The organism is Nocardia sp. NPDC102475 (assembly GCF_055584605.1).
On record NZ_JBVJLS010000003.1, the window covers coordinates 506,060 to 524,985 of the forward strand.

19 protein-coding genes are annotated in these 18,926 nt (G+C 66.6%); 9 read left to right on the forward strand and 10 right to left on the reverse strand.

Annotated elements, in window-relative coordinates; genetic code table 11:
- The first annotated feature begins 74 nt into the window (after window positions 1-74).
- On the forward strand, window positions 75-566 hold the full coding sequence (locus ACZ60G_RS08080; protein WP_465808316.1) for a GbsR/MarR family transcriptional regulator: 492 nt from the start codon (window positions 75-77) through the stop codon (window positions 564-566).
- 1 nt (window position 567) lies between these two features.
- Here the strand turns inward: ACZ60G_RS08080 and ACZ60G_RS08085 are convergent, their stop codons facing one another.
- Together ACZ60G_RS08085 and zapE are read right to left on the reverse strand one after the other, a co-directional pair.
- Window positions 568-1,377 (reverse strand): tyrosine-protein phosphatase, encoded by an 810-nt coding sequence (locus ACZ60G_RS08085; protein ID WP_465808318.1) that lies wholly within the window; start codon window positions 1,375-1,377, stop codon window positions 568-570.
- Window positions 1,374-2,390, reverse strand: a complete 1,017-nt coding sequence (gene zapE / locus ACZ60G_RS08090) for a cell division protein ZapE (protein WP_465808320.1) — start codon at window positions 2,388-2,390, stop codon at window positions 1,374-1,376. The genes ACZ60G_RS08085 and zapE overlap by 4 nt, the downstream gene beginning before the upstream one ends.
- A 35-nt stretch (window positions 2,391-2,425) precedes the next feature.
- Here zapE and ACZ60G_RS08095 point away from each other — a divergent pair, with 35 nt between their 5' ends.
- The 4 genes from ACZ60G_RS08095 to msrB all read left to right on the forward strand — a co-directional run bounded on the left by ACZ60G_RS08095 (window position 2,426) and on the right by msrB (window position 6,924).
- On the forward strand, window positions 2,426-3,187 hold the full coding sequence (locus ACZ60G_RS08095; protein ID WP_465808322.1) for a pyrimidine reductase family protein: 762 nt from the start codon (window positions 2,426-2,428) through the stop codon (window positions 3,185-3,187).
- Between the two features lie 32 nt (window positions 3,188-3,219).
- Window positions 3,220-4,776 (forward strand): alpha/beta hydrolase, encoded by a 1,557-nt coding sequence (locus tag ACZ60G_RS08100; protein ID WP_465808324.1) that lies wholly within the window; start codon window positions 3,220-3,222, stop codon window positions 4,774-4,776.
- 310 nt (window positions 4,777-5,086) lie between these two features.
- Window positions 5,087-6,433 (forward strand): glycosyltransferase family 87 protein, encoded by a 1,347-nt coding sequence (locus ACZ60G_RS08105; RefSeq protein WP_465808326.1) that lies wholly within the window; start codon window positions 5,087-5,089, stop codon window positions 6,431-6,433.
- Between the two features lie 47 nt (window positions 6,434-6,480).
- Window positions 6,481-6,924, forward strand: a complete 444-nt coding sequence (msrB, locus tag ACZ60G_RS08110; RefSeq protein ID WP_465808328.1) for a peptide-methionine (R)-S-oxide reductase MsrB — start codon at window positions 6,481-6,483, stop codon at window positions 6,922-6,924.
- Between the two features lie 90 nt (window positions 6,925-7,014).
- On the opposite strand, the gene hemQ is transcribed toward msrB, so the two are convergent.
- From hemQ to ACZ60G_RS08135, 5 genes are all read right to left on the reverse strand, one after another.
- Window positions 7,015-7,710, reverse strand: a complete 696-nt coding sequence (gene hemQ, locus ACZ60G_RS08115; protein WP_465808330.1) for a hydrogen peroxide-dependent heme synthase — start codon at window positions 7,708-7,710, stop codon at window positions 7,015-7,017.
- Between the two features lie 430 nt (window positions 7,711-8,140).
- A complete protein-coding gene (locus ACZ60G_RS08120) occupies window positions 8,141-9,499 on the reverse strand; it encodes a protoporphyrinogen oxidase (RefSeq protein ID WP_465808332.1) in 1,359 nt (452 codons plus the stop codon).
- 102 nt (window positions 9,500-9,601) lie between these two features.
- The gene (locus tag ACZ60G_RS08125) at window positions 9,602-11,137 is read right to left on the reverse strand and encodes an acyl-CoA synthetase (protein WP_465808334.1); all 1,536 of its coding nucleotides are present in this window, start codon (window positions 11,135-11,137) and stop codon (window positions 9,602-9,604) included.
- A gap of 82 nt (window positions 11,138-11,219) precedes the next feature.
- Complete coding sequence (locus ACZ60G_RS08130) at window positions 11,220-12,347, reverse strand: DUF5938 domain-containing protein (protein WP_465808336.1); 1,128 nt, start codon at window positions 12,345-12,347, stop codon at window positions 11,220-11,222.
- Between the two features lie 30 nt (window positions 12,348-12,377).
- Window positions 12,378-13,181 (reverse strand): SDR family NAD(P)-dependent oxidoreductase, encoded by an 804-nt coding sequence (locus tag ACZ60G_RS08135; RefSeq protein ID WP_465808338.1) that lies wholly within the window; start codon window positions 13,179-13,181, stop codon window positions 12,378-12,380.
- 217 nt (window positions 13,182-13,398) lie between these two features.
- On the opposite strand from ACZ60G_RS08135, the gene ACZ60G_RS08140 reads away from it, so the two are divergent.
- Window positions 13,399-14,040 carry a TetR/AcrR family transcriptional regulator gene (locus ACZ60G_RS08140; protein ID WP_433632976.1) on the forward strand — a complete coding sequence of 214 codons (642 nt, stop codon included), beginning with the start codon at window positions 13,399-13,401 and terminating at the stop codon, window positions 14,038-14,040.
- A gap of 88 nt (window positions 14,041-14,128) precedes the next feature.
- Here ACZ60G_RS08140 and ACZ60G_RS08145 read toward each other — a convergent pair whose 3' ends face one another.
- Both ACZ60G_RS08145 and hemE read right to left on the reverse strand, forming a co-directional pair.
- Complete coding sequence (locus ACZ60G_RS08145; protein ID WP_465808340.1) at window positions 14,129-14,683, reverse strand: uridine kinase family protein; 555 nt, start codon at window positions 14,681-14,683, stop codon at window positions 14,129-14,131.
- A gap of 15 nt (window positions 14,684-14,698) precedes the next feature.
- Window positions 14,699-15,754 (reverse strand): uroporphyrinogen decarboxylase, encoded by a 1,056-nt coding sequence (gene hemE / locus ACZ60G_RS08150; RefSeq protein WP_465808342.1) that lies wholly within the window; start codon window positions 15,752-15,754, stop codon window positions 14,699-14,701.
- Between the two features lie 171 nt (window positions 15,755-15,925).
- On the opposite strand from hemE, the gene ACZ60G_RS08155 reads away from it, so the two are divergent.
- On the forward strand, window positions 15,926-16,477 hold the full coding sequence (locus ACZ60G_RS08155; protein WP_387286025.1) for a DUF3000 domain-containing protein: 552 nt from the start codon (window positions 15,926-15,928) through the stop codon (window positions 16,475-16,477).
- A 22-nt stretch (window positions 16,478-16,499) separates the two neighbouring features.
- Window positions 16,500-17,774 (forward strand): HRDC domain-containing protein, encoded by a 1,275-nt coding sequence (locus ACZ60G_RS08160; protein WP_465808344.1) that lies wholly within the window; start codon window positions 16,500-16,502, stop codon window positions 17,772-17,774.
- Between the two features lie 14 nt (window positions 17,775-17,788).
- On the opposite strand, the gene ACZ60G_RS08165 is transcribed toward ACZ60G_RS08160, so the two are convergent.
- Window positions 17,789-18,205 carry an SRPBCC family protein gene (locus ACZ60G_RS08165; RefSeq protein WP_465808346.1) on the reverse strand — a complete coding sequence of 139 codons (417 nt, stop codon included), beginning with the start codon at window positions 18,203-18,205 and terminating at the stop codon, window positions 17,789-17,791.
- Between the two features lie 103 nt (window positions 18,206-18,308).
- Between ACZ60G_RS08165 and ACZ60G_RS08170 the strand changes: the two genes are divergently transcribed.
- Window positions 18,309-18,878 carry a CGNR zinc finger domain-containing protein gene (locus tag ACZ60G_RS08170; protein WP_465808348.1) on the forward strand — a complete coding sequence of 190 codons (570 nt, stop codon included), beginning with the start codon at window positions 18,309-18,311 and terminating at the stop codon, window positions 18,876-18,878.
- The last annotated feature ends 48 nt before the right edge of the window (window positions 18,879-18,926 follow it).

Sequence of the window (18,926 nt, forward strand, 5' to 3'; positions counted from 1 at the left end):
CGACCGATACGGGGCGGGCCGACACGGTCCGCCCCGTTTACCGCTCTCCACATTCTGGAAGGGATACTTCTCCGATGGGCACCACCGACAACGAGCAGACAACCGGTCCGGCTCCGGAAAAGTTGGCATTCGTCGAGGATTTCGCGCTCGTACTGGAGCGGATGGGCCTGGTCCGGATGACGGGTCGGGCCGCGGGGTGGTTGCTGGTCAGTGATCCGCCGGAGCAGACCTTCGGCCAGATCGCCGATGCGCTGCAGGCGTCCAAGGGTTCCATCTCGTCGGCATTGAAGACGCTGGTCACCATGCGTTGGGTGGACAAGATCTCCAAGCCGGGCGATCGCAAGGACTACTACTCGATCCGGCCCGGAATTCTGCCGGAGCTGACCCGTCAGCAGAGCGGCATGTACACCGACCTCACCAATATGACCGCACGCGGGCTCGCACTATTCGACGACCCGAATGGTGCTGACGCCGAACGGGTTCGGGATATGCACGAGTTCTTCGTGTGGATGGGCAAGGAACTGCCCGCGCTGATCGATCGGTGGTATGCCGAGCGTCCCTCCTGAATCAGGCCAGCAGCTTCGCCTTCAGTGCCGCGACATCAGTGGCCGACAGCTTCAATCCCGCACGGACATAATTGTCGAAACTGCCGTAGCTCTGGTTCGCCTGGTCGAAGGCTGCATCCAGCCATGTGGCCGAGACGCCGTTGAGCGGATCGTTCGGGCTGGCATCGCGGTACTGGTTGGACAGCAGGTAGTCCTGCGTGACGGTGTCGCGGTCCACGCCGAGGATGGTCAGCAGGACCGCGGAAGTCCAGCCGGTGCGGTCCTTGCCCGCGGTGCAGTGGAACAGAACGGCGCCGTCGGCGGCGATGATGTCGCGTAGCACCGAGGCGAAGGCCTCGTTCGCGCCGGGCGCGGTGATGAATGCCCGGTACAGGTCATTGCCACCGGTAAGGGTGGCGACCAGGGTTTGCGGCGGCGCCTGACCGATGACGTCGTTCCAGTCCGCGACCGCACCAGCGGGCAGGCGGTCGGCCGCGATGGTCCGCTCGTAAACGGTGCGCAGATCGTCGACCACGCGCACCTGACGGTCGGTCAGCACGGCCAGATCGGCCGGGGTCGCATTGTTGAGCTGACCGGTGCGGTAGACCAGCCCGGTGCGCACCCAGTATCCGTCGGTGGTGCGATAGCCGCCCGCGTCACGGCCGTTCTGCACGCCCTGCAGATTCAGTGCACGGTCGAAGGCGACCGGATCGGCAACGCTGACCGGGTCGGCCAGTGCGACGCCTGTCACCGGTCCGAAGGCCACGGTCAGACCGGCAGCCAGTGCGACCGGAACTCGAACGGAACGACGGACCACGACTGCTCCGATCACGCGGCAACCTCGAAGCGCGAAAGCGCCAGCAGACGCGAAATCGCACGCAGGTACTTCTTGCGGTAACCACCGTCGAGCATCTCCTTGGAGAAGATCTCGTCCAGCTTCGCACCCGAAACCGTCACCGGAACGCTCGCGTCGTACAGCCGGTCGGCCAGCACGACGATCCGCAGCGCGACCGCCTGATCGGTCACCGGATGCACATTCGAAATGAAGACCGACGACACCCCGGAGATCAGCGCACCGTACTTCGACGGGTGCAGTGTGCTCAGATGCTTCAGCAGCGCGTCGAATTCGTCGAGCGTGGAACCCGTTGTGGCAGAAGCGCGTTCGGTGAGCAGCTCCGATGAGGTGGGTTCGGGAGCAGGCGGCAGGTCGCGGTGCCGGTAGTCCGGACCGTCGACGCGCACGGGCTCGAAGATCGAACCGAGCTTCTTGATCTCGCGCAGGAAGTCCTGGGCGGCGAAGCGGCCCTCCCCCAGCTGGCCGGGCAGGGTGTTGGAGGTGGCGGCGATGGAGACGCCGCGCGCCGACAGTTCGGTCAGCAGCCGCGAGACCAGCATGGTGTCGCCGGGATCGTCGAGTTCGAATTCGTCGATGCACAGCACGCTGTTCGCCGCGAGCCGCTCGACGGCATTGTTGAAGCCGAGTGCGCCGACGAGATTGGTGAGTTCACCGAAGGTGCCGAAGGATTTCGGCGCGGGCGCGCTGTGGAAGATGGAGGCCAGCAGGTGGGTCTTGCCGACACCGAAGCCGCCGTCGAGGTAGAGCCCGGCGCCGCTGATCGGCTTCTTCTTCCCGAACAGGCTCTTCTTGTTCGCCGCCTGATGGATCTTGGCGACCTGACCGGCGAAATCCTCGGCCTTGCGGACCGCGGCCGCCTGGGTCGGCTCGTTGGGATCGGGGATGTAGGAGGCGAAACTGACCTCGTCGAACATGGGCGGTGGCACCATCTGGGCGACCAACTGGTCCGCCGGAACCTCCGGATGGCGATCGACAAGGCGCTCTTGCATGCTGGAAGCCTAATGACGTGGTGTGATCTTTCTTCATGCAGCGTATCCACAATGCGATCCAGCTCACAGGACTGACCCGGGACGAGCTCGCCGACCTGTACGCCTACCCCGCCGAACTCGAGGCCCCTTGGGTCCGCGCCAATTTCGTCTCCAGCATCGACGGATCCGCCACCAGCGGCAATGTCTCCGAAGGCCTCGGCACCCCCGCCGACAAAACCGTCTTCATGCTGTTGCGCCAATTGGCCGATGTGATCGTGGTCGGCGCGGGTACCGCGCGGGCGGAGAACTACGGCGGCGCCGGGACCGATCCGGTGTTCCGGCGCGCACTGTACGACCGCGGCATCGGCGGACATCGCGACGGGGCACCGCCACCGATCGCCGTTGTCACCGCGAGCGCTTCGCTGGAGGCGGGCGCGCCGCTGTTCACCGATACCAAAGTTCCGACGCTGATCATTACGACCAGCACCGCGCCGGAAGATCGCAAACAGCAACTCGCCGATGCGGGCGCGCACGTCATCGAGGCGGGCGGTGTCGCTATCACCCCGCAGGGCCTGCTCAACACACTCACCGGCCTCGGGCTGCAGCGCGTGCTGTGCGAGGGCGGTCCACATCTGTTCGGTGAACTGCTGGAGGCGGATGCGGTCGACGAACTGTGCATCACCACCGCACCGATCCTGGTGGGCGGTACCGCGCGCCGAATCTCGCTCTCGGCACACGAGTTCCGGGTACCGATGGTGCGCAGGCATATCCTGCTCGACGACGACGGCACCGTGCTGACCCGCTGGACCCGTTCATGAACAAACCGCACGAACCTGGCAGGCTGTAGCGCATGCGCTGGACTCGGGCCGTCGTGCTGGCATCGACACTCTCGATCATGATCGGCGGATGCGGTGCGGGACCTTCCGATCGCCCCGGCGTCGCCGTCGAGCGCGCGCCGCAGGGCGGGGCGGGTCCGCACCCGACCACGGTCATCGCGCCGCCGCCCGATGCCGGTGTCCCCAAAACCGATCTGACCTGGCGCGATTGCACCACACCCACGCTCGACCTACTCGGCCTCGGCCCCGCGCCGTCCGGCCTGGTCCTGGACTGCGCCGAATACACCACCCCGATCGATTCGACCGGCGGTGTGCTCGGCAACTTCCGCACCGGCGCCATGCGGGCTCGGCTGCCGCAGACCCCGACCGATGTCGCGCCGCTGGTCATCACCTCCGGCGCGGACCGCTCCTCCACCGCGACACTTGCCGGGCTCGCCGTCGGCGCGGGCAACGGGCTGCTGGCCAGCCGCCCGATCGTCGCCGTGGACCGGCGCGGTCTCGGCACCTCGCAACCGATCGACTGCATGACCGTCGAGTCCCGCCGCGGCCTGGCCGATAACGGGCAATTCGGGCCGGGCGCAAGCGATCCCGTCGAAGCGGTGACCGGATTCAGCCAGGACGCCACTATCGCCTGCCGCGACTTCCTGCAGCCCTATGAGGGCACCTTCGACGCACCGCACGCCGCCGACGACATCGAGCAGCTGCGCAGGCAATGGCAGGTCGACCGGATCGACCTGCTCGGTTCGGGCAACGGTGCGAAGGTCGCACTCAGCTACGCGCGCAAATTCGGCGACCACCTGGCGCGCCTGGTGCTGGACTCGCCGGAGGCCGTCGGCGCCGATGCCGTCACCCGCACCGAACAGCGCGTCCAGGGCGCGGAGGCCGCGGTAACCGCATTCGCCCAGCGTTGTACCGGCGTCGGCTGCTCACTCGGTGCCGACCCACGCGCGGCGATCATCGATCTGGTGCGCAAGGCGAGCAGTGGCGGACTCGGCGATATCTCCGCGAATGCGCTGCTGACCGGGTTGTCGGGCTTCCTGGCCGCGCCGCGCGACCAATCCGCGCACATCGCCGAACTCGCCGACGCGCTCTCGGCCGCCGGGCGCGGCGATCGCGGCCCGCTCGGGACGCTGATCCAGCGCGAAACCGCCGCCACCGCGGCCGACGGCCAGTTCGTCAACCGCTGCACCGATAACCAGCTGCCGCCGAGCCCCACCAAGGCCAAGGAGCTCGCGGACACCTGGGGCACCAAATATCCGGTCTTCGGCAGGTCTGCCGCGATCGGGATGATGGAATGCGTCGCCTGGCCGGTCAGTGCCGCACCGCCGCTGCCGGAGAAGCTGGACCTGCCGGTTCTCGTGCTCGGCGGAATCGCGGATCCGTTGGTCGGCGACGGCGGTCAAGCCTCGGTGACCGGTGCGCTCGGCGCCGCAGGCGCACGCAAGGCCGCGATCACCTGGCAGGGTTGGGGACATCCGGTTTTCGCCCATTCCGGTTGTGCGCAGCGGACTCTCATCGACTACCTGAAGGACGCCAAGTTGCCTGCTGACGGGACGGCATGCCCCGCATGAGCGAGCGCAGCCAGCGAATCAAAGGCACAGCCCCTTAGGGGGATGGCGGAGCCGAGCGCCGGCGAGGCGCAGTCGCATGAGCGAGCGCAGCGGGCGAATCGATGACACAGCCCCTTTAGGGGATATGGCGGAGCCGAGCGCCAGTGAGGCGCAGTCGCATGAGCGAGCGCAGCGGGCGAATCGATGACACAGCCCCTTTAGGGGATATGGCGGAGCCGAGCGCCAGCGAGGCGCAGTCATTTCCCCTAACCTCGGCGCGCCAGGTAGGTCCAGGCAACCGTCGTGTGCGGATCCGGTGTACCGTGCCCCAGTGTTACTTCGACAGCTCGAGCCTCGCACTGCTCGCACCACCGCCGAGGTGATCAAGTTCGCACTCTGGCCCCTCGCGGTCATGACTGTGCTCAACCGGGTCTTCATCAAGGCAGTCAACGGGTTCATCACCGATGACTTCAAACCGGTCTACAACGCGTCGCTGGCGTTCCTCAACCACCGACCGGTGTACACCGCGAATTACAACCTGGTGGATCCGCACTACTTGTATCCCCCGAGCGGCACGCTGCTGATCGCACCTCTGGCGCTGATCGATCCGGAGAAGTCGCGCTGGTGCTTCATCCTGTTGAATGCCGCGGCCATCATCCTGGCCTGGTACCTGCTGCTCAAGCTGTTCAAGTTCACGGTGTCGTCGGTGGCGGCGCCGGCCCTGCTGCTGGCCATGTTCAGCTCCGAAACCGTCATCAACACACTGGTTTTCACCAATGTGAACGGATGCGTGCTGCTCGCCGAGGTGGCCTTCATCATGCTGCTGCTCGCGCGGCGGGATCTGTGGGCCGGTGCGATATTGGGTTTGAGTATCGCGGTGAAACCGACGCTCGCACCACTGGTGCTGATCGCGGCGACGCGCGGGCAGTGGAAGGTGTTCTACACCGCCATCGGTGTTCCGGTGGCACTCACCGCTGTCGCATGGCCGCTGTCGAAGGACGCGGACAAATTCTTCACCCGTACCATGCGCTATCTCTTCGAATCCCGGGACTACTTCAACAGCGCGATCGTCGGCAATGCGGCGTATTACGGTCTGCCGCTGTGGCTGACCTGGGGCATTCGCATCGTGATGGGCGTGGCGGTGGCCATCTCGCTGTGGCTGCTGTACCGGTACTACCGCGATGACGAACTATTCTTCGTGACGACATCCTCCGGTGTGCTGATGACCGCGTCGTTCCTGCTGTCCTCACTGGGGCAGATGTACTACTCGATGATGCTGTTCCCGCTGCTGATGTCGGTGGTGCTGCGCAATTCGGTGCTGCGGAACTGGCCGGCGTGGCTGGCGGTCTTCGGATTCATGTCCTACGACAAGTGGCTCTCGGACCGCTGGCAGGGCCTCGGGCGCAATCTGGAGTATCTGCGCATCACCTTCGGCTGGGGTCTGCTGCTGATCGTCGTCGCGTGTGTGCTCGGCGATCGGTATCTGGCGGCGCGACGGGAAGGTCGGCTGCAGTTCGGAATCGATCCGGAGTGGATGCGCTCGGCGCCGGATTCGCGGGATGCCGCCGAGGACGCGCCGCAGGTGGTCGAGCCGGAGAAGGCATACGAAAGCACTCCCGGCGAGGCGACGAACGGCAGCGAATTGCTCGATGCCCCGCGGGCGAGTGCACTCAAGTAGCGATTGGACAGTCGGCGCGGGCCTCGAAAACCTATTAGCGTGGAGCAATGAGTTCTGACGCCGACACGTCCCTACCCGTGCCGAGGATCCAGCTGACCCCACAGGAGTGGAAGGCCAAGCTGAATCCGGAGGAATACGCGGTGCTGCGACAGGCCGCGACCGAACGTCCGTTCATCGGCGAGTACACCGACACCAAGACCGAGGGCGTCTACGTGTGCCGGGCATGCGGGGCCGAATTGTTCCGCAGCACGGAGAAATTCGATTCCCATTGCGGCTGGCCTTCGTTCTTCGACCCGGCGAAGTCGGAGGCGGTCATTCTGCGCTCCGACGACACACTCGGCATGCACCGGGTCGAAGTGCTGTGCGCGAACTGCCACAGCCACCTCGGCCACGTCTTCGAGGGCGAGGGATACAACACGCCCACCGATAAGCGCTACTGCATCAACTCCATCGCCCTGCAACTGCACCCCTCGGGCAGTGCAGCGCAGTAGAACGACTTGTGGCGCTGAGCGAAAGATACAGACCGACCGGCTTGTTGCGCATGCCCCGAAAAACCGGGGCATGTGCCATCGGTCAGTAGCTCAGGGCAGCGCGGCGATGAGTTTTTCGATTTCGACGCGAGGGCCGGTGAAGAAGGGGACCTCTTCGCGCACGTGCAGGCGGGCCTCGGTGGCGCGCAGGTCACGCATGAGGTCGACGATGCGGTGCAGTTCCGGGGCCTCGAAGGCGAGGATCCACTCGTAGTCGCCGAGAGCGAAGGAGCTGACGGTGTTGGCGCGCACATCCGGGTAGCCGCGTGCGGCCTTGCCGTGGTCGGCGAGCATCTTGCGGCGCTCGTCGTCGGGCAGCAGATACCACTCGTAGGAGCGCACGAACGGGTAGACGCAGATGTAGTTGCCTGGATCCTCACCGGCCAGGAACGCCGGAACGTGGCTCTTGTTGAATTCGGCAGGCCGATGCAGCGCCACATTGCTCCAGACCGGAGCACTGGCCCGGCCCAGTTCGGTGGTGCGCCGGAAATCCGCGTACGCCGACTGCAGATCCTCGACCCGCTCGGCATGCGACCAGATCATGAAATCGGCATCGGCGCGCATCCCCGCGACGTCATAGATGCCGCGAACTACGACATCACGCTCGCCGAGCCCATCGAAGAACGCCCGCGCCTCCTTGATGGCGGCCTCACGGTCGTCCCCCAGCACCCCCGGCTGCACCTGGAACACCGAGAACATCAGGTAGCGGATGGTGGAATTGAGTGCTTGATAGTCGAGTCGCGCCATGATTCCTATCGTGCCACTGCGCCGAATCGATGCATCCGTGCGGGCCGTTCCCGACGCGGATGCGTGCGCCGTATATCTCCACCATCACACCGCGGCGGGCAGTGTGCGACGCTGTGCCGATCAGGTCGCCGCGGCTCAGGTCAGGGCGCTGCAGCCCGGTCGCAGCACGCGCAGGCGCAACGCCGAACTGGACGCCGCAGGTCGGGCCCTGACCACCCGGAAGTCGCACTGCGCGGCGCGGCGCCGATCACGATGCGGGAGCTCAGATCTGGCGCTGGCCAGCCCAAAGTCGCGGTCTGTGGCACAGCTGCCTCGGCTCAGGATGTGGCGCTGCCGACCCGGTAGTCGCATTGCGCAGCGCAGTGCCATCAAGACACCGCAGCTCGAGGTGCTGCCTACCCGGCAGCCGAACCGGGTGGCGCTGCGCGGATCAGGCGGCGGTGTGGGTCAGGGTGCTGGCTATGCGGTGGGCGGCGGCGGTGCCGGAGGCCACGCAGGCGGGGACACCGACGCCGTGGAGGTAAGCGCCCGCTATCGCGAGGCCATCGAAATCGGCTGTGGTGGATTCGATTTCGGCTATGCGGTCGATATGGCCAGGGGCGTATTGGGCGAGACCGCCGGGCCAGCGCTGAACCACGGCCGAGATCGGTTCGATGGTGGCACCGGTGACGGTGGCGAGGTCTTCGGTGGCGGCGGTGATGAGTTCGGCGTCGGACCAAGTCTGGGTTGAGTCGTCGCCGAATTTGCCGAATGAGGCTCGGACGGCGGCTGTTTCGCGTTGGGCAAGGTGGGTCCACTTGCGGCTCGACAGGGTGAAGGCCTTGGCGCGCAAGGGTTCTCCGGTGGCAACCAGGACGCCGGAGTTCTGCGGCAGCGCGGTGTCACGCGGAAGGGCCAGGGCGACCACGACAGACGAGGACAATTCGATGCCACCGGCGGCCGATGCGGCGACGGGCGCGAAGGGGCGCAGCAGGTTCGCGGTCACCGGGGCGGGGGTGGCAAGTACCACCGCGTCCACCGCGCCGATCGGTTCGACTACCCAGCCGTGGGTCGCGCGGGTCAGGTGGGTGGCCGAGGTCGCGGTGATGAATTCCGCCTCGGACTTGGTGGCCAATGCGTCGAGGAGCACCCGGTAGCCGTCGCGAAGGCCGCCGAAAACCGGTGCGTTCGAGGGCGGCGGCATCGCGGCCGCGACCGCTTGGGTGAGGCTCGACGCGCCGTTGTCCAGTGCGGCGGCCAGCGTCGGCAGTGCGGCGCGCACCCCGATGGAGCGCGAACTACCCGCGTAGACGCCACCGAGCAGCGGATCGACGCTGCGCTCGGCGACCTGCGCACCGAACCGGTCGGCGACCAGGCTGTAGACATCGATGTCGGCGTCCGGATACCAGGCCAGCGGCCGTTGCGTCTCCGCATCGATCCGCTCGAGCGTCTCGGTATCGACCAACCCGCGCATCGACTCGGCATCCGACGGAATGCCCATCAATGTGCGTTCCGGCAGCGGATGCGCGCTGCCCTGCGCCCAGACCAGCGGCCGCAACCCGGCGGGCACCACCAACTCCGATTCCAGCCCGAGCTCGCGCAGCAGCGCGGGCACCTCCGGCCGCCGCCCGACGAACGCCTCCGCCCCGAGATCCAAAGGCTCCCCGGCCAATTCGCCGGTATAGAGAATCCCACCCAGCCGCGCGCCCCGATCGATGACCACGATCTCCGCCTGCGTCCCCAGCAGCCCCCGTAACCGGTACGCCGCGACAAGCCCGCTGATCCCGCCACCGACCACCGCGATTCTCATGTCGCGACCGTAGCCCGCCACCGGATCCGCACCGACCACACCCCTCGCCTTCGTGACCGAGCACACGGTCGGCGCCCGAGTCCGAGGACCGGGCGGGTGTTTTCAACGGTCGCCGCGCAGCTGCGCCCGGATCTCCGGCTTGAGCACTTTACCGATTTTCGAGCGCGGCAGATCGGGCCAGATCTCCACCTGCTTGGGAGTTTTCACCCCGCCGAGTCGCGCCTTGGTGTGCTCGCGCAGTTCGTCGACGGTCACGGTATGGCCGAGGTTCAATTGCACGACGGCGGTGACCCGCTCACCCCACTTATCGTCGGGAAGTCCGATGACCGCGCAGTCCTGGACCGCCGGATGCGTCAGCATCGCCTGTTCGACCTCGGCGGAGTACACGTTGAATCCGCCGGTGATGATCATGTCCTTGGCCCGGTCGACGACGTAGAGGTAGTTGTCGGCATCGAGGTAACCGATGTCCCCGGTGTGATGCCAGCCGTACCGCGACACCTCGGCGGTCGCATCCGGATTCTTGTGGTACCCGGCCATCACCAACGGACCCCTGACCACGATTTCGCCGCGCTCACCCGAGGCAAGCAGCCGGCCCTCGGCATCCATGATGGCCACCTGGGTGAGCGGGGTCGGCCGTCCGGCCGATGACAGTCGTTCGGTGGCGATCGAGCCGTCGGGACGGAAGTGATCTTTCGGCGCCAGCGTAGCAACCATCATGGGCGCTTCGGACTGTCCGAACAGCTGGCCCATGACCGGGCCGATCCGGTCCAGCGCCGCGGCCAGCCGGGCCGTCGACATCGGGGCGGCGCCGTACCAAAGGCACTGCAGCGAACCGAGATTCGCTTCCGACAGCGCCGGATGATCCAGCAGCATGTAGATGAGTGTCGGCGGCAGGAAGGTGTGGGTGATCCGGTGCCGCTCGATCAACGTGAGAAATTCACCGAGATCCGGGGCTGGCATCACCACGATCTCACCGCCGAGGGTCAGGATCGGAAAGCACAGCACGCCCGCCGCGTGGGTCAGGGGCGCCAGCGCCAGGTAGCGGGGCCGGAATTCGAATGGATAACTCATCAGGGTCAGTGCGGTCATCGCCTCGATATTGTGGCCGGTGAGCCGGACTCCCTTCGGCCGTCCGGTCGTGCCACCGGTGCCGACCAGCATGGCGAGTTCGTCGATCGGCTCGACCTGCGTTGGATCGGCCGGACATTCGCGCACCCAGTCCTCGAAACATATTGCGTCGGCGACATTTCCGTCCAGGCAGACCAGAGTCCGCAGTCCGGTTAGTTGCGGTGCGATGGCCGAAACGAGTGGTGCGAAGGCGGATTGGAAGATCAGGCAGGTGCAGTCGAAAAGGTCGAGCAGTTCCCGATTCTCCGCCGCCTCGTTGCGTGGATTGATCGGACACCACACCGCGCCGGCGCGGGCGATGCCGAAAACGCAGGCGAAGGCCCGTGTGTCGTTCGCCGACAGGATCGCGACCCGCTCGCCGGACCGGATGCCGGATCGCGCCAGTGCCCCGGCGATGCGCCACGACAACTGTTGCACTTCCGCATAGGTCAGCGTGCGCCCGTTCATGGTCAGGCAGGGCGCGGCGGCGCCGAGTGAAGCGCCCTTGTCGAGATAGTCGGTCAAACGCACGGTAATCCTCTGCGGAAGCTGTTGTGGAAGTGGCCGATTCGGGCCACGGGCAGCGCTGTGCACCCGTGGCCCGAGACCGCGATCAACGGTGCACGTTCAGGACCGGTTCACTGACCAATCCGAAACCGCGGAGCACTCCGAGCAGTTCCCGATGACCGAAGGCCTGGCACGCCGAGGCGAACCCGGTTCGTTTCGGCGGCGTCTGTAGCAGCGCATTCGCGGCAAACGCCTGCATCAGGCCCGTCTGCTTGTAGTTGCAGTTCCCGTAGATCACACAGTGGGCGCGCGCCAGCGGTCCGGACGCGTGCACGGAATCGAGCGAGGTATTGATCCGCGGATTTTCCCGCGGCGGCATCTCGTCGCGCACCAGTGCGGCCTGTTCGGCCAGGACGCGGTATTTCTCCTGCACCGGAAGGTCTTTGACCTGCTCGACAACCGCCTGCACGATCTGCGGCACGCCCTGCATCAACGGCCGGTTGAAAACACCGCCGAGCACCTTCACGTTCGCGACCCGCGGATCGCGCTTGAACCACACCGGATGTGAGGTACCACCCCAGGGTAGTGCGAGCCCGATCTCGTGTTGGCCGGGCACCACCACGTCGTAGAGTCCGGCGTCTGCGGGCCACTCCACATACTGGTTCTGTTCGAGGTAGTAGGCCTTGGACAGCGCGGCATTGACCAGGATCGTCTTCGTGGACGCGACCGTCGGGAAGCCCTTCCAGAAGACCTGGATATCGAGGGTGTCCAGACCGGGGGTTTCCAGGCAGATATTCGCGGCGATCTCGCCGGTGGTGTACATCTGCGCCACGCCCGGCGCGAGCAGCAGACCGCGCGCGGCCATCTCGGCGCCGTACTGCTCATCGCAGTCGATCAGCCAATCCTGTTCGCCGGTGGTGTCGAGGTAGTGGGTCCCCGCTGCCACGCAGGCCTGCACCACCTCGTGGCCGTATTGTGCGAACGGGCCGACAGTGTTGCAGACAACCCCGGCGCCACGAAACAGCTCGGTCAGCGTTGCGACCTCGTGGGCAACCTCGACGACCTCGTGCTCCACGGTGTCGATACCGGGAATCTTGTCGATCGCCTCCTGCAGCCGGGTCTTGTCCCGGCCCGCGGCGACGAACGGAATATTGAATTCGCGAAGGTATTCACAGACCAGACGGCCGGTGTATCCGGATGCGCCGTAGACGACGACGGGCTTATCGGTGCTCATGAAATCTCGAACCTTTCGTTGTCGCAGTACTCACATGCCCATGCCGCCATCGACCGGCAGACCTGCACCGGTGATGAAGCGCGCGGCATCGGAGGCGAGGAACACCACTGCGTCGGCCATATCGGCAACCTCGCCGAGCCGTCCCTGCGGCGTCTGTTCGATGACGGCGCCGACGGCGGCTTCCGCACTGGGGAACAAGCCGATCCGAGCGACATCGTCGGCCAACTGGGCACCCATCTCGGTCGGGACGAGTCCGGGGTATACGCAATTCACCCGCACGCCGTAGCCGAGCTTTCCGGACTCCATCGCCGCGACCCTGGTGAGCCGATCCACCGCGGACTTGGTCGCCGAATACACCGCAATGCCGGGAAAGGCGATGGTCGCGGCGACCGAGGCGATATTCACGATGGCGCCGCCGCGCCCCGCCGCGCCCCCGGGCCGCATCGCGCGTAACGCGTGTTTGATGCCCAGTGCGGTGCCGAGCACATTCACCTCGAGCATCCGGCGCACTTCTTCCGGATCGAGATCGACCATGAGGCTGGTGATTTCGACACCGGCGTTGTTCACCACGATGTCCAGGCCACCGAGCGTCGCTACGGTATCGGTGACCGCCTGCGCCCAATGCGCGTCATCGGTGATATCGAGCGGCACGAATTCGGCCGTGGCGCCGCCGGCCCGCAGCGCTTCGACGGTCTCCTTACCGAGATCCTCGCGCACATCGCCGATCGCGACCGCCGCTCCGGCGCGGGCCAGCGCCTCGGCCATACCCGCGCCGAGTCCTCGCGCACCACCGGTTACCAGGGCCGTGCGCCCGGTCAGGTCGTACCCACTCATCCGGCATCTCCTCCTCGAGATCGTCCATTCGGATTTCGCATTCGACTGATCGGATGCGACGTGGATCACAGTGTGCGCGCATACTTGACAGTCGTCAAGACTTTTTTTGACAGTCGTCAAGCATTTCTTGCACGATCGTCAAACCAGCTGGTCGCTCATTGCCGATACCGCGATACACTGGGCGAATTCACACGAGCGGTGACGGAGAGAAGCCACGATGACCGAAATCGTCGAGACCAGGCGGGATCGAATCGCGCGCCGGCAGGTAGACAAGTTCGGCGAGCGGCGCGCACAGCTGGCCGCCGCCGCGCTGCACACCCTCGCCGAACTCGGCTACGCCCGGACCAGCCTGCGGGAGATCGCGCAGAAATCCGAGTTCACCCACGGAGTGCTGCACTACTACTTCAACGACAAGGTCGAGCTGATCACCCACGCGGTGCGGCAATACGAGCAGGTGTGCGTCACCCGTTACGACGACATCGTCGCCGCCGCGGCAACGGCCGACCAGCTCCGGCGCGACTTCGGCGCCGCAATGGCCGCCACCCTGGATGCCGACGCCCCACTGCACCGGCTCTGGTACGACTTGCGCAACCAGAGTCTGTTCGAGGAGTCCTTCCGCGATGACGTGCTCGAAATCGACGGCCATCGCGAGGAGATGATCCGCAACGTCGTCGACCGCTTCGCCGAGCTGTCGGGTCGACCGCTCCTGGTCCCCTCCGCCACCGCCTACGCCATCTTCGACGGCCTCTTCCAACAGGCGCTGCTGCGCAAACTCGCCGGACACAGCGATGCCGTCGACACGCTCGCCATCGAAGCCGCCGCCCTGCTCGACGTGGTGATCGGACAGCGCAAGCCCTAGCCGCCCTCCGGAATTACACTGTTGCACAGCCATTTACCGCCGCACGTAAGGCGCGATCTGCGCGCCGCCATTCGTTTGCGGAGGGTGGTCAAGGCGCACCGGGGATGATCAGGTCCACGTGGTCGCGTGTGTGTTCGGCGGCGAAATGAGCGTCTTCGGCGGCCATCCACTGCTCCCACAGCGGCAGGGTGTGCGTGCCGTCGCGTTCGAGACCGCGCGCCAGACGCACCGCGCGCGGGGTGTCGATCCATACCGCGAGCGATAGCCGATCGCGAACGACGGCGCGGGCCGAGGAGACACCTTCGAGAATGAGCACTCCCCCAGGCCTGACCTCGTGCCATTCGGCCAAATCCCGGTTGTCCCAGTCGTATCGCTGATATCGACCGACACGGCCCTGCGCGATCGGCACCAGCACCTGCTGTTCGAGCCGTGGCCACCAGGGGAGTTCGTTGTTTCCAGCCGCGAAGTCGTCGGCGGGTACCACCTGGGCATCGCACAGTGCCGCCAAAGACGCTGCGAACGTCGACTTTCCGGCTCCAGCCGGACCGTCCACCGCAACCAGGCGGGTCGAACCGAGTCGCGGCGCGCGGGCGGCGACCCGACCCGCGATCTCCTCGACCGCCGGTCTCCTACCCTGCGACACCGGCCGGCCGGTCGATCACAGTTCGTGGACGAGTTGCACCAGGGCGGTCAGCACGCCCGGATCGGTATCGGGCAGTACACCGTGCCCGAGGTTGAAGATATGACCGGCCGCACCCATGGTGATCGCCTCATCGGCCTCGTGTGCGATACGCCGCGCCTCGGCCTCGACGGCAGCGGATCCGGCGAACAGCACGGCGGGATCGAGGTTGCCCTGCAACGCTTTTCCGGGTCCGACCCGACGGACCGCCTCGGTCAGCGGAACCCGCCAATCGACGCCGACGACATCAGCGCCCGCCTCCCCCATCGCACCGAGCAGCTCACCGGTCCCGACCCCGAAGTGGATCCGCGGCACCCCGGCCGCGGCGACCTCCGCGAATACCCGCTCCGAATGCGGCAGCACGAATTCGCGATAGTCGGCCAGCGAGAGCGCACCGGCCCACGAATCGAACAACTGCACGGCGTCCACACCGGCGGCCAACTGTGCCTGCAGGAAGGCGATGGTGATATCGGTCAGGACGCCGAGCAGCTCGTGCCAGGTCCTCGGGTCGGCGTACATCATCGCCTTGGTGCGCTCGTGGTTCTTACTCGGCCCACCCTCGACCAGATACGACGCGAGCGTGAACGGCGCACCGGCGAATCCGATCAGCGGCGTATCGCCGAGCGCGTCGGTCAGCAGCTTCACCCCGTCGGTCACCGCGCCCACCTCTTCTGGCCGCAGCCGCGGCAGCGCACGCACATCCGCGATGGTGCGCACCGGCGAGGCGATCACCGGCCCGACGCCGGCCACGATATCGAGATCGATACCGGCGGCCTTCAGCGGAACGACGATGTCGGAGAACAAGATCGCCGCATCGACACCGTGGCGCCGGATCGGCTGCATGGTGATCTCACACACCAGCTCAGGGTCGAAGCACGACTCCAGCATGCCGATGCCCTTGCGCAGTTCGCGGTACTCGGGCAGGGACCGTCCGGCCTGCCGCATGAACCACACCGGACGACGGCTCGGTGCGGCGCCGGTGGCGGCGGCCAGGAACGGGGCATCGGTCAACCGGCGACGGGTTTGAGTGCTCATCACCGCCTATCGTATGCGGCCCGCAAGGCCCTCTAGCGGCGCGCCTCCGACTGCGCCGGGCACGCAAGGTCTACCGTCGCTTCCGTGACACCGCTCGACTTCCGCGACGGAGCCGCACCGACCGAAGGACCCAACGGCGAGCCAGCTCAATTTCGCGCCGCGGTCGATGCGATGGGCACCGCAACTGTGCACCCTCGAATCGAGCTGGCACCGATCCGGCCCCCACAACGCCTGGCACCGTTTTCCTACGCACTAGGCGCGGAAGTCAAACACCCCGAAACCAATGTGGTGCCCGTCGACTCCGAGGGCGATGCCTTCGGCAGGCTGATCCTGCTGCACGATCCCGAGGGCGGCGAGGCCTGGCACGGTGTCTTCCGCTTGGTGGCCTATATCCAGGCCGATATCGATGCGGCACTGGCCACCGACCCGCTGCTGCCCGAGGTCGCCTGGAGCTGGCTGGTCGACGCGCTCGAAACCCGCGGCGAACCGTTCACCGCGCTCGGCGGCACCGTCACCTCCACCAGTTCGGTGCGCTACGGCGATATCGCCGGACCGCCGCGCGCACACCAATTGGAGCTGCGCGCCTCCTGGACCGCGATGACCACCGACATGCGCCCGCACGTGGAAGGCTTCTGCGAAGTGCTGGCCTACGCGGCCGGTTTGCCGCCCGCCGGAATCACCCATCTGCGACCGGAGTCGTATACCAGCAACGACCACACCTGATCGCCACGTAAAGTTCAGGTTTATGTCGGTAGCAGACGAGTCCGAGCAAAGCAACACGCCACCAGAAAGCACGGCGGAGCCGCTGCTCGTGCCTGCCGACGGTGTGCCCCCCGTGCTCGTTACCGCAGCAGCGGTCGCCGACGCCGCCACTCGGCTCGCGGCGGGCACCGGTCCACTGGCCGTCGATGCCGAGCGCGCCTCCGGTTTCCGGTATTCGGCGCGTGCCTACCTGATCCAGCTGCGGCGCGCGGGTTCGGGCAGTTTCCTGATCGATCCGATTCCGGTCGCCGATGCACTCGAACCGCTGGCCGCCGCGATCAATGATCTGGAGTGGGTGCTGCATTCGGCGGACCAGGATCTACCCGGACTCGCCGAACTCGGCCTGCGCCCGGCGCGACTGTTCGACACCGAATTGGGTGGCAGGCTGGCCGGTTTCGAGCGCGTCGGACTGGCGGCCATGGTGGAGCGGCTGCTCGGCCGTGCGCTGCGCAAAGGTCATGGCGCGGCCGACTGGTCGACCCGGCCGCTGCCCGACGATTGGCTGAACTACGCGGCACTCGATGTCGAATTGCTGCTCGAGCTGCGCGACGAGGTGGCCGTTTCGCTCGACGCCCAGCACAAGACCGATTGGGCCGCACAGGAATTCGAGCATGTCCGGATCACCGAACCCGGTACGCCGAAGGCCGACCGCTGGCGGCGCACCTCCGGCATCCACACCCTGCGCCGCACCCGCCAGCTGGCCATCGTGCGCGAACTCTGGACCACCAGGGATACCCTCGCACGCACCCGCGATGTCGCCCCGGCCCGCATCCTCCCGGATGCCGCGATCATCGCCGCCGCGAATGCCGAACCGCGCACCATCGCCCAACTGCGCACCCTGCCGGTCTTCGGCGGGCCACGCCAACGCCGCTACTCCCGCGACTGGCTCGCCGCCGTCGACCGCGGCCGCGCCCTCCCCGACACCGATTTACCACCCCTGACCCAACCGTTCGAGGGACCGCCCCCGGTGAACCGCTGGGAGCGCCGCGATCCGGCCGCCGCCGCCCGACTGGTTCGAGCACGCGCGGCGATGGGTGAACTCTCCATCGAGTACGCGATTCCGGTGGAGAATCTGCTCTCCCCCGACCTGGTGCGCCGCTTGTGCTGGGACGGACTCCCCGATTACGACCGTGTGGGCGAGCTCGACGACCTATCCGCCGCGATCGACGGATTCCTCAAGTCGGGTGGCGCCCGACCCTGGCAGCGCGAACTCGCGGTCCCCCGACTCGCCGCCGCCCTGACCCCAACCCCCGAGTAGGCCGGACTCGGCGTTCAGGACGAGGTCGCGACGGCGGTCTCGACGGACTGCTTGAAGACCTGCAGGCCGTGCTCCATGGATGCGCCGAATGCGTCGGCGAGTTCGTGCGGCAAGGTGTCGTGAATCCAGACGAAGCGGCTGCCGTCGGCGTGCGGGAAAACCTGCATGGACGAGTTGTCGTGCTCCGGGGTGACGCTCCCGCCGACGATCGAGAACACGATCCGGCGTTCGGCTTCGTCGAGTGCGATGAACCGTTCGCGCAGCACCGTGCCGTTCGCGAAGGTGACGATGCGCAGGTCCGGACCGTCGAGGGTGCTGTCGGTGACGAAGCCGGGCGCCATGCGTTGCGGGCCCTGCGCGAAGTCGCCGATGATCGCCCACAGCTCCTCGGCGGGCGCCTCGACGATGATCTCCCTCTTGACCGATCCCATGACTGATCCTCCTGTACCGGAGCGGAGTCTCCGGGATAACTTCTGTTCCCGAAACGGTAGTTAGGTAACCAGCCATCGTCAATGGGCGGTTACTATTGACTTCATGTCCGATACAGTCGATGCCGCACCTGCGGCGCTCGCTCGTCTGGTGGAATTCGTCAACACCCGCCGCGCGGACGGCGACGACATCGGCACACCCGAGCAGTTGACGAGTTGGCTCCGCACACACCAATTGCTGCCCGAGGGCTCAGCCGATACGGCCGCACAACAGCGCACCGTCCGAGTCCGCGAGGGTCTGCGCGCCCTACTCGCCACGAACAATGCCGAACCCGTCACCAGTCCCCGTCCGGACGGTCTGAACCCGGCGGCCCGCACCGAACTCGCCTCGCTTACCGCGGCTCTGCCACTGACTCTGGATGTGACCAGCACCCCGCCCCGCTTGGTCCCGCACACCGACGACCCCGTCGACCACGCCCTGACCACCCTGCTCGCCGACGTCGCCACCGCGGTCACCGCGGGCACCTGGTCACGCCTCAAGACCTGCCGAGAACCGAGCTGCCGCTGGGCCTTCTACGATCATTCCCGCAACCGCGGCCGCACCTGGTGCTCGATGGACGTCTGCGGCAATCGCGTGAAAGTCCGTGCCTCCCACCGCCGTAACGCAGCAACGTAGTCGAAGCACCAATGATGGTGCCGCCCAGCGCCAGTCGGCACCGGAGCG

Bases quoted from the DNA above. Each gene is read 5' to 3' on its own strand.
- ACZ60G_RS08130 (WP_465808336.1), bottom strand. From the start codon at position 12,347: ATGAGCACCGATAAGCCCGTCGTCGTCTACGGCGCATCCGGATACACC.
- hemQ (WP_465808330.1), bottom strand. From the start codon at position 7,710: ATGGCGCGACTCGACTATCAAGCACTCAATTCCACCATCCGCTACCTG.
- ACZ60G_RS08155 (WP_387286025.1), top strand. From the start codon at position 15,926: ATGGGCACCGCAACTGTGCACCCTCGAATCGAGCTGGCACCGATCCGG.
- ACZ60G_RS08165 (WP_465808346.1), bottom strand. From the start codon at position 18,205: ATGGGATCGGTCAAGAGGGAGATCATCGTCGAGGCGCCCGCCGAGGAG.
- hemE (WP_465808342.1), bottom strand. From the start codon at position 15,754: ATGAGCACTCAAACCCGTCGCCGGTTGACCGATGCCCCGTTCCTGGCC.
- ACZ60G_RS08095 (WP_465808322.1), top strand. From the start codon at position 2,426: ATGCAGCGTATCCACAATGCGATCCAGCTCACAGGACTGACCCGGGAC.
- ACZ60G_RS08120 (WP_465808332.1), bottom strand. From the start codon at position 9,499: ATGAGAATCGCGGTGGTCGGTGGCGGGATCAGCGGGCTTGTCGCGGCG.
- ACZ60G_RS08135 (WP_465808338.1), bottom strand. From the start codon at position 13,181: ATGAGTGGGTACGACCTGACCGGGCGCACGGCCCTGGTAACCGGTGGT.
- ACZ60G_RS08100 (WP_465808324.1), top strand. From the start codon at position 3,220: ATGCGCTGGACTCGGGCCGTCGTGCTGGCATCGACACTCTCGATCATG.
- ACZ60G_RS08170 (WP_465808348.1), top strand. From the start codon at position 18,309: ATGTCCGATACAGTCGATGCCGCACCTGCGGCGCTCGCTCGTCTGGTG.
- zapE (WP_465808320.1), bottom strand. From the start codon at position 2,390: ATGCAAGAGCGCCTTGTCGATCGCCATCCGGAGGTTCCGGCGGACCAG.
- msrB (WP_465808328.1), top strand. From the start codon at position 6,481: ATGAGTTCTGACGCCGACACGTCCCTACCCGTGCCGAGGATCCAGCTG.
- ACZ60G_RS08140 (WP_433632976.1), top strand. From the start codon at position 13,399: ATGACCGAAATCGTCGAGACCAGGCGGGATCGAATCGCGCGCCGGCAG.
- ACZ60G_RS08160 (WP_465808344.1), top strand. From the start codon at position 16,500: ATGTCGGTAGCAGACGAGTCCGAGCAAAGCAACACGCCACCAGAAAGC.
- ACZ60G_RS08080 (WP_465808316.1), top strand. From the start codon at position 75: ATGGGCACCACCGACAACGAGCAGACAACCGGTCCGGCTCCGGAAAAG.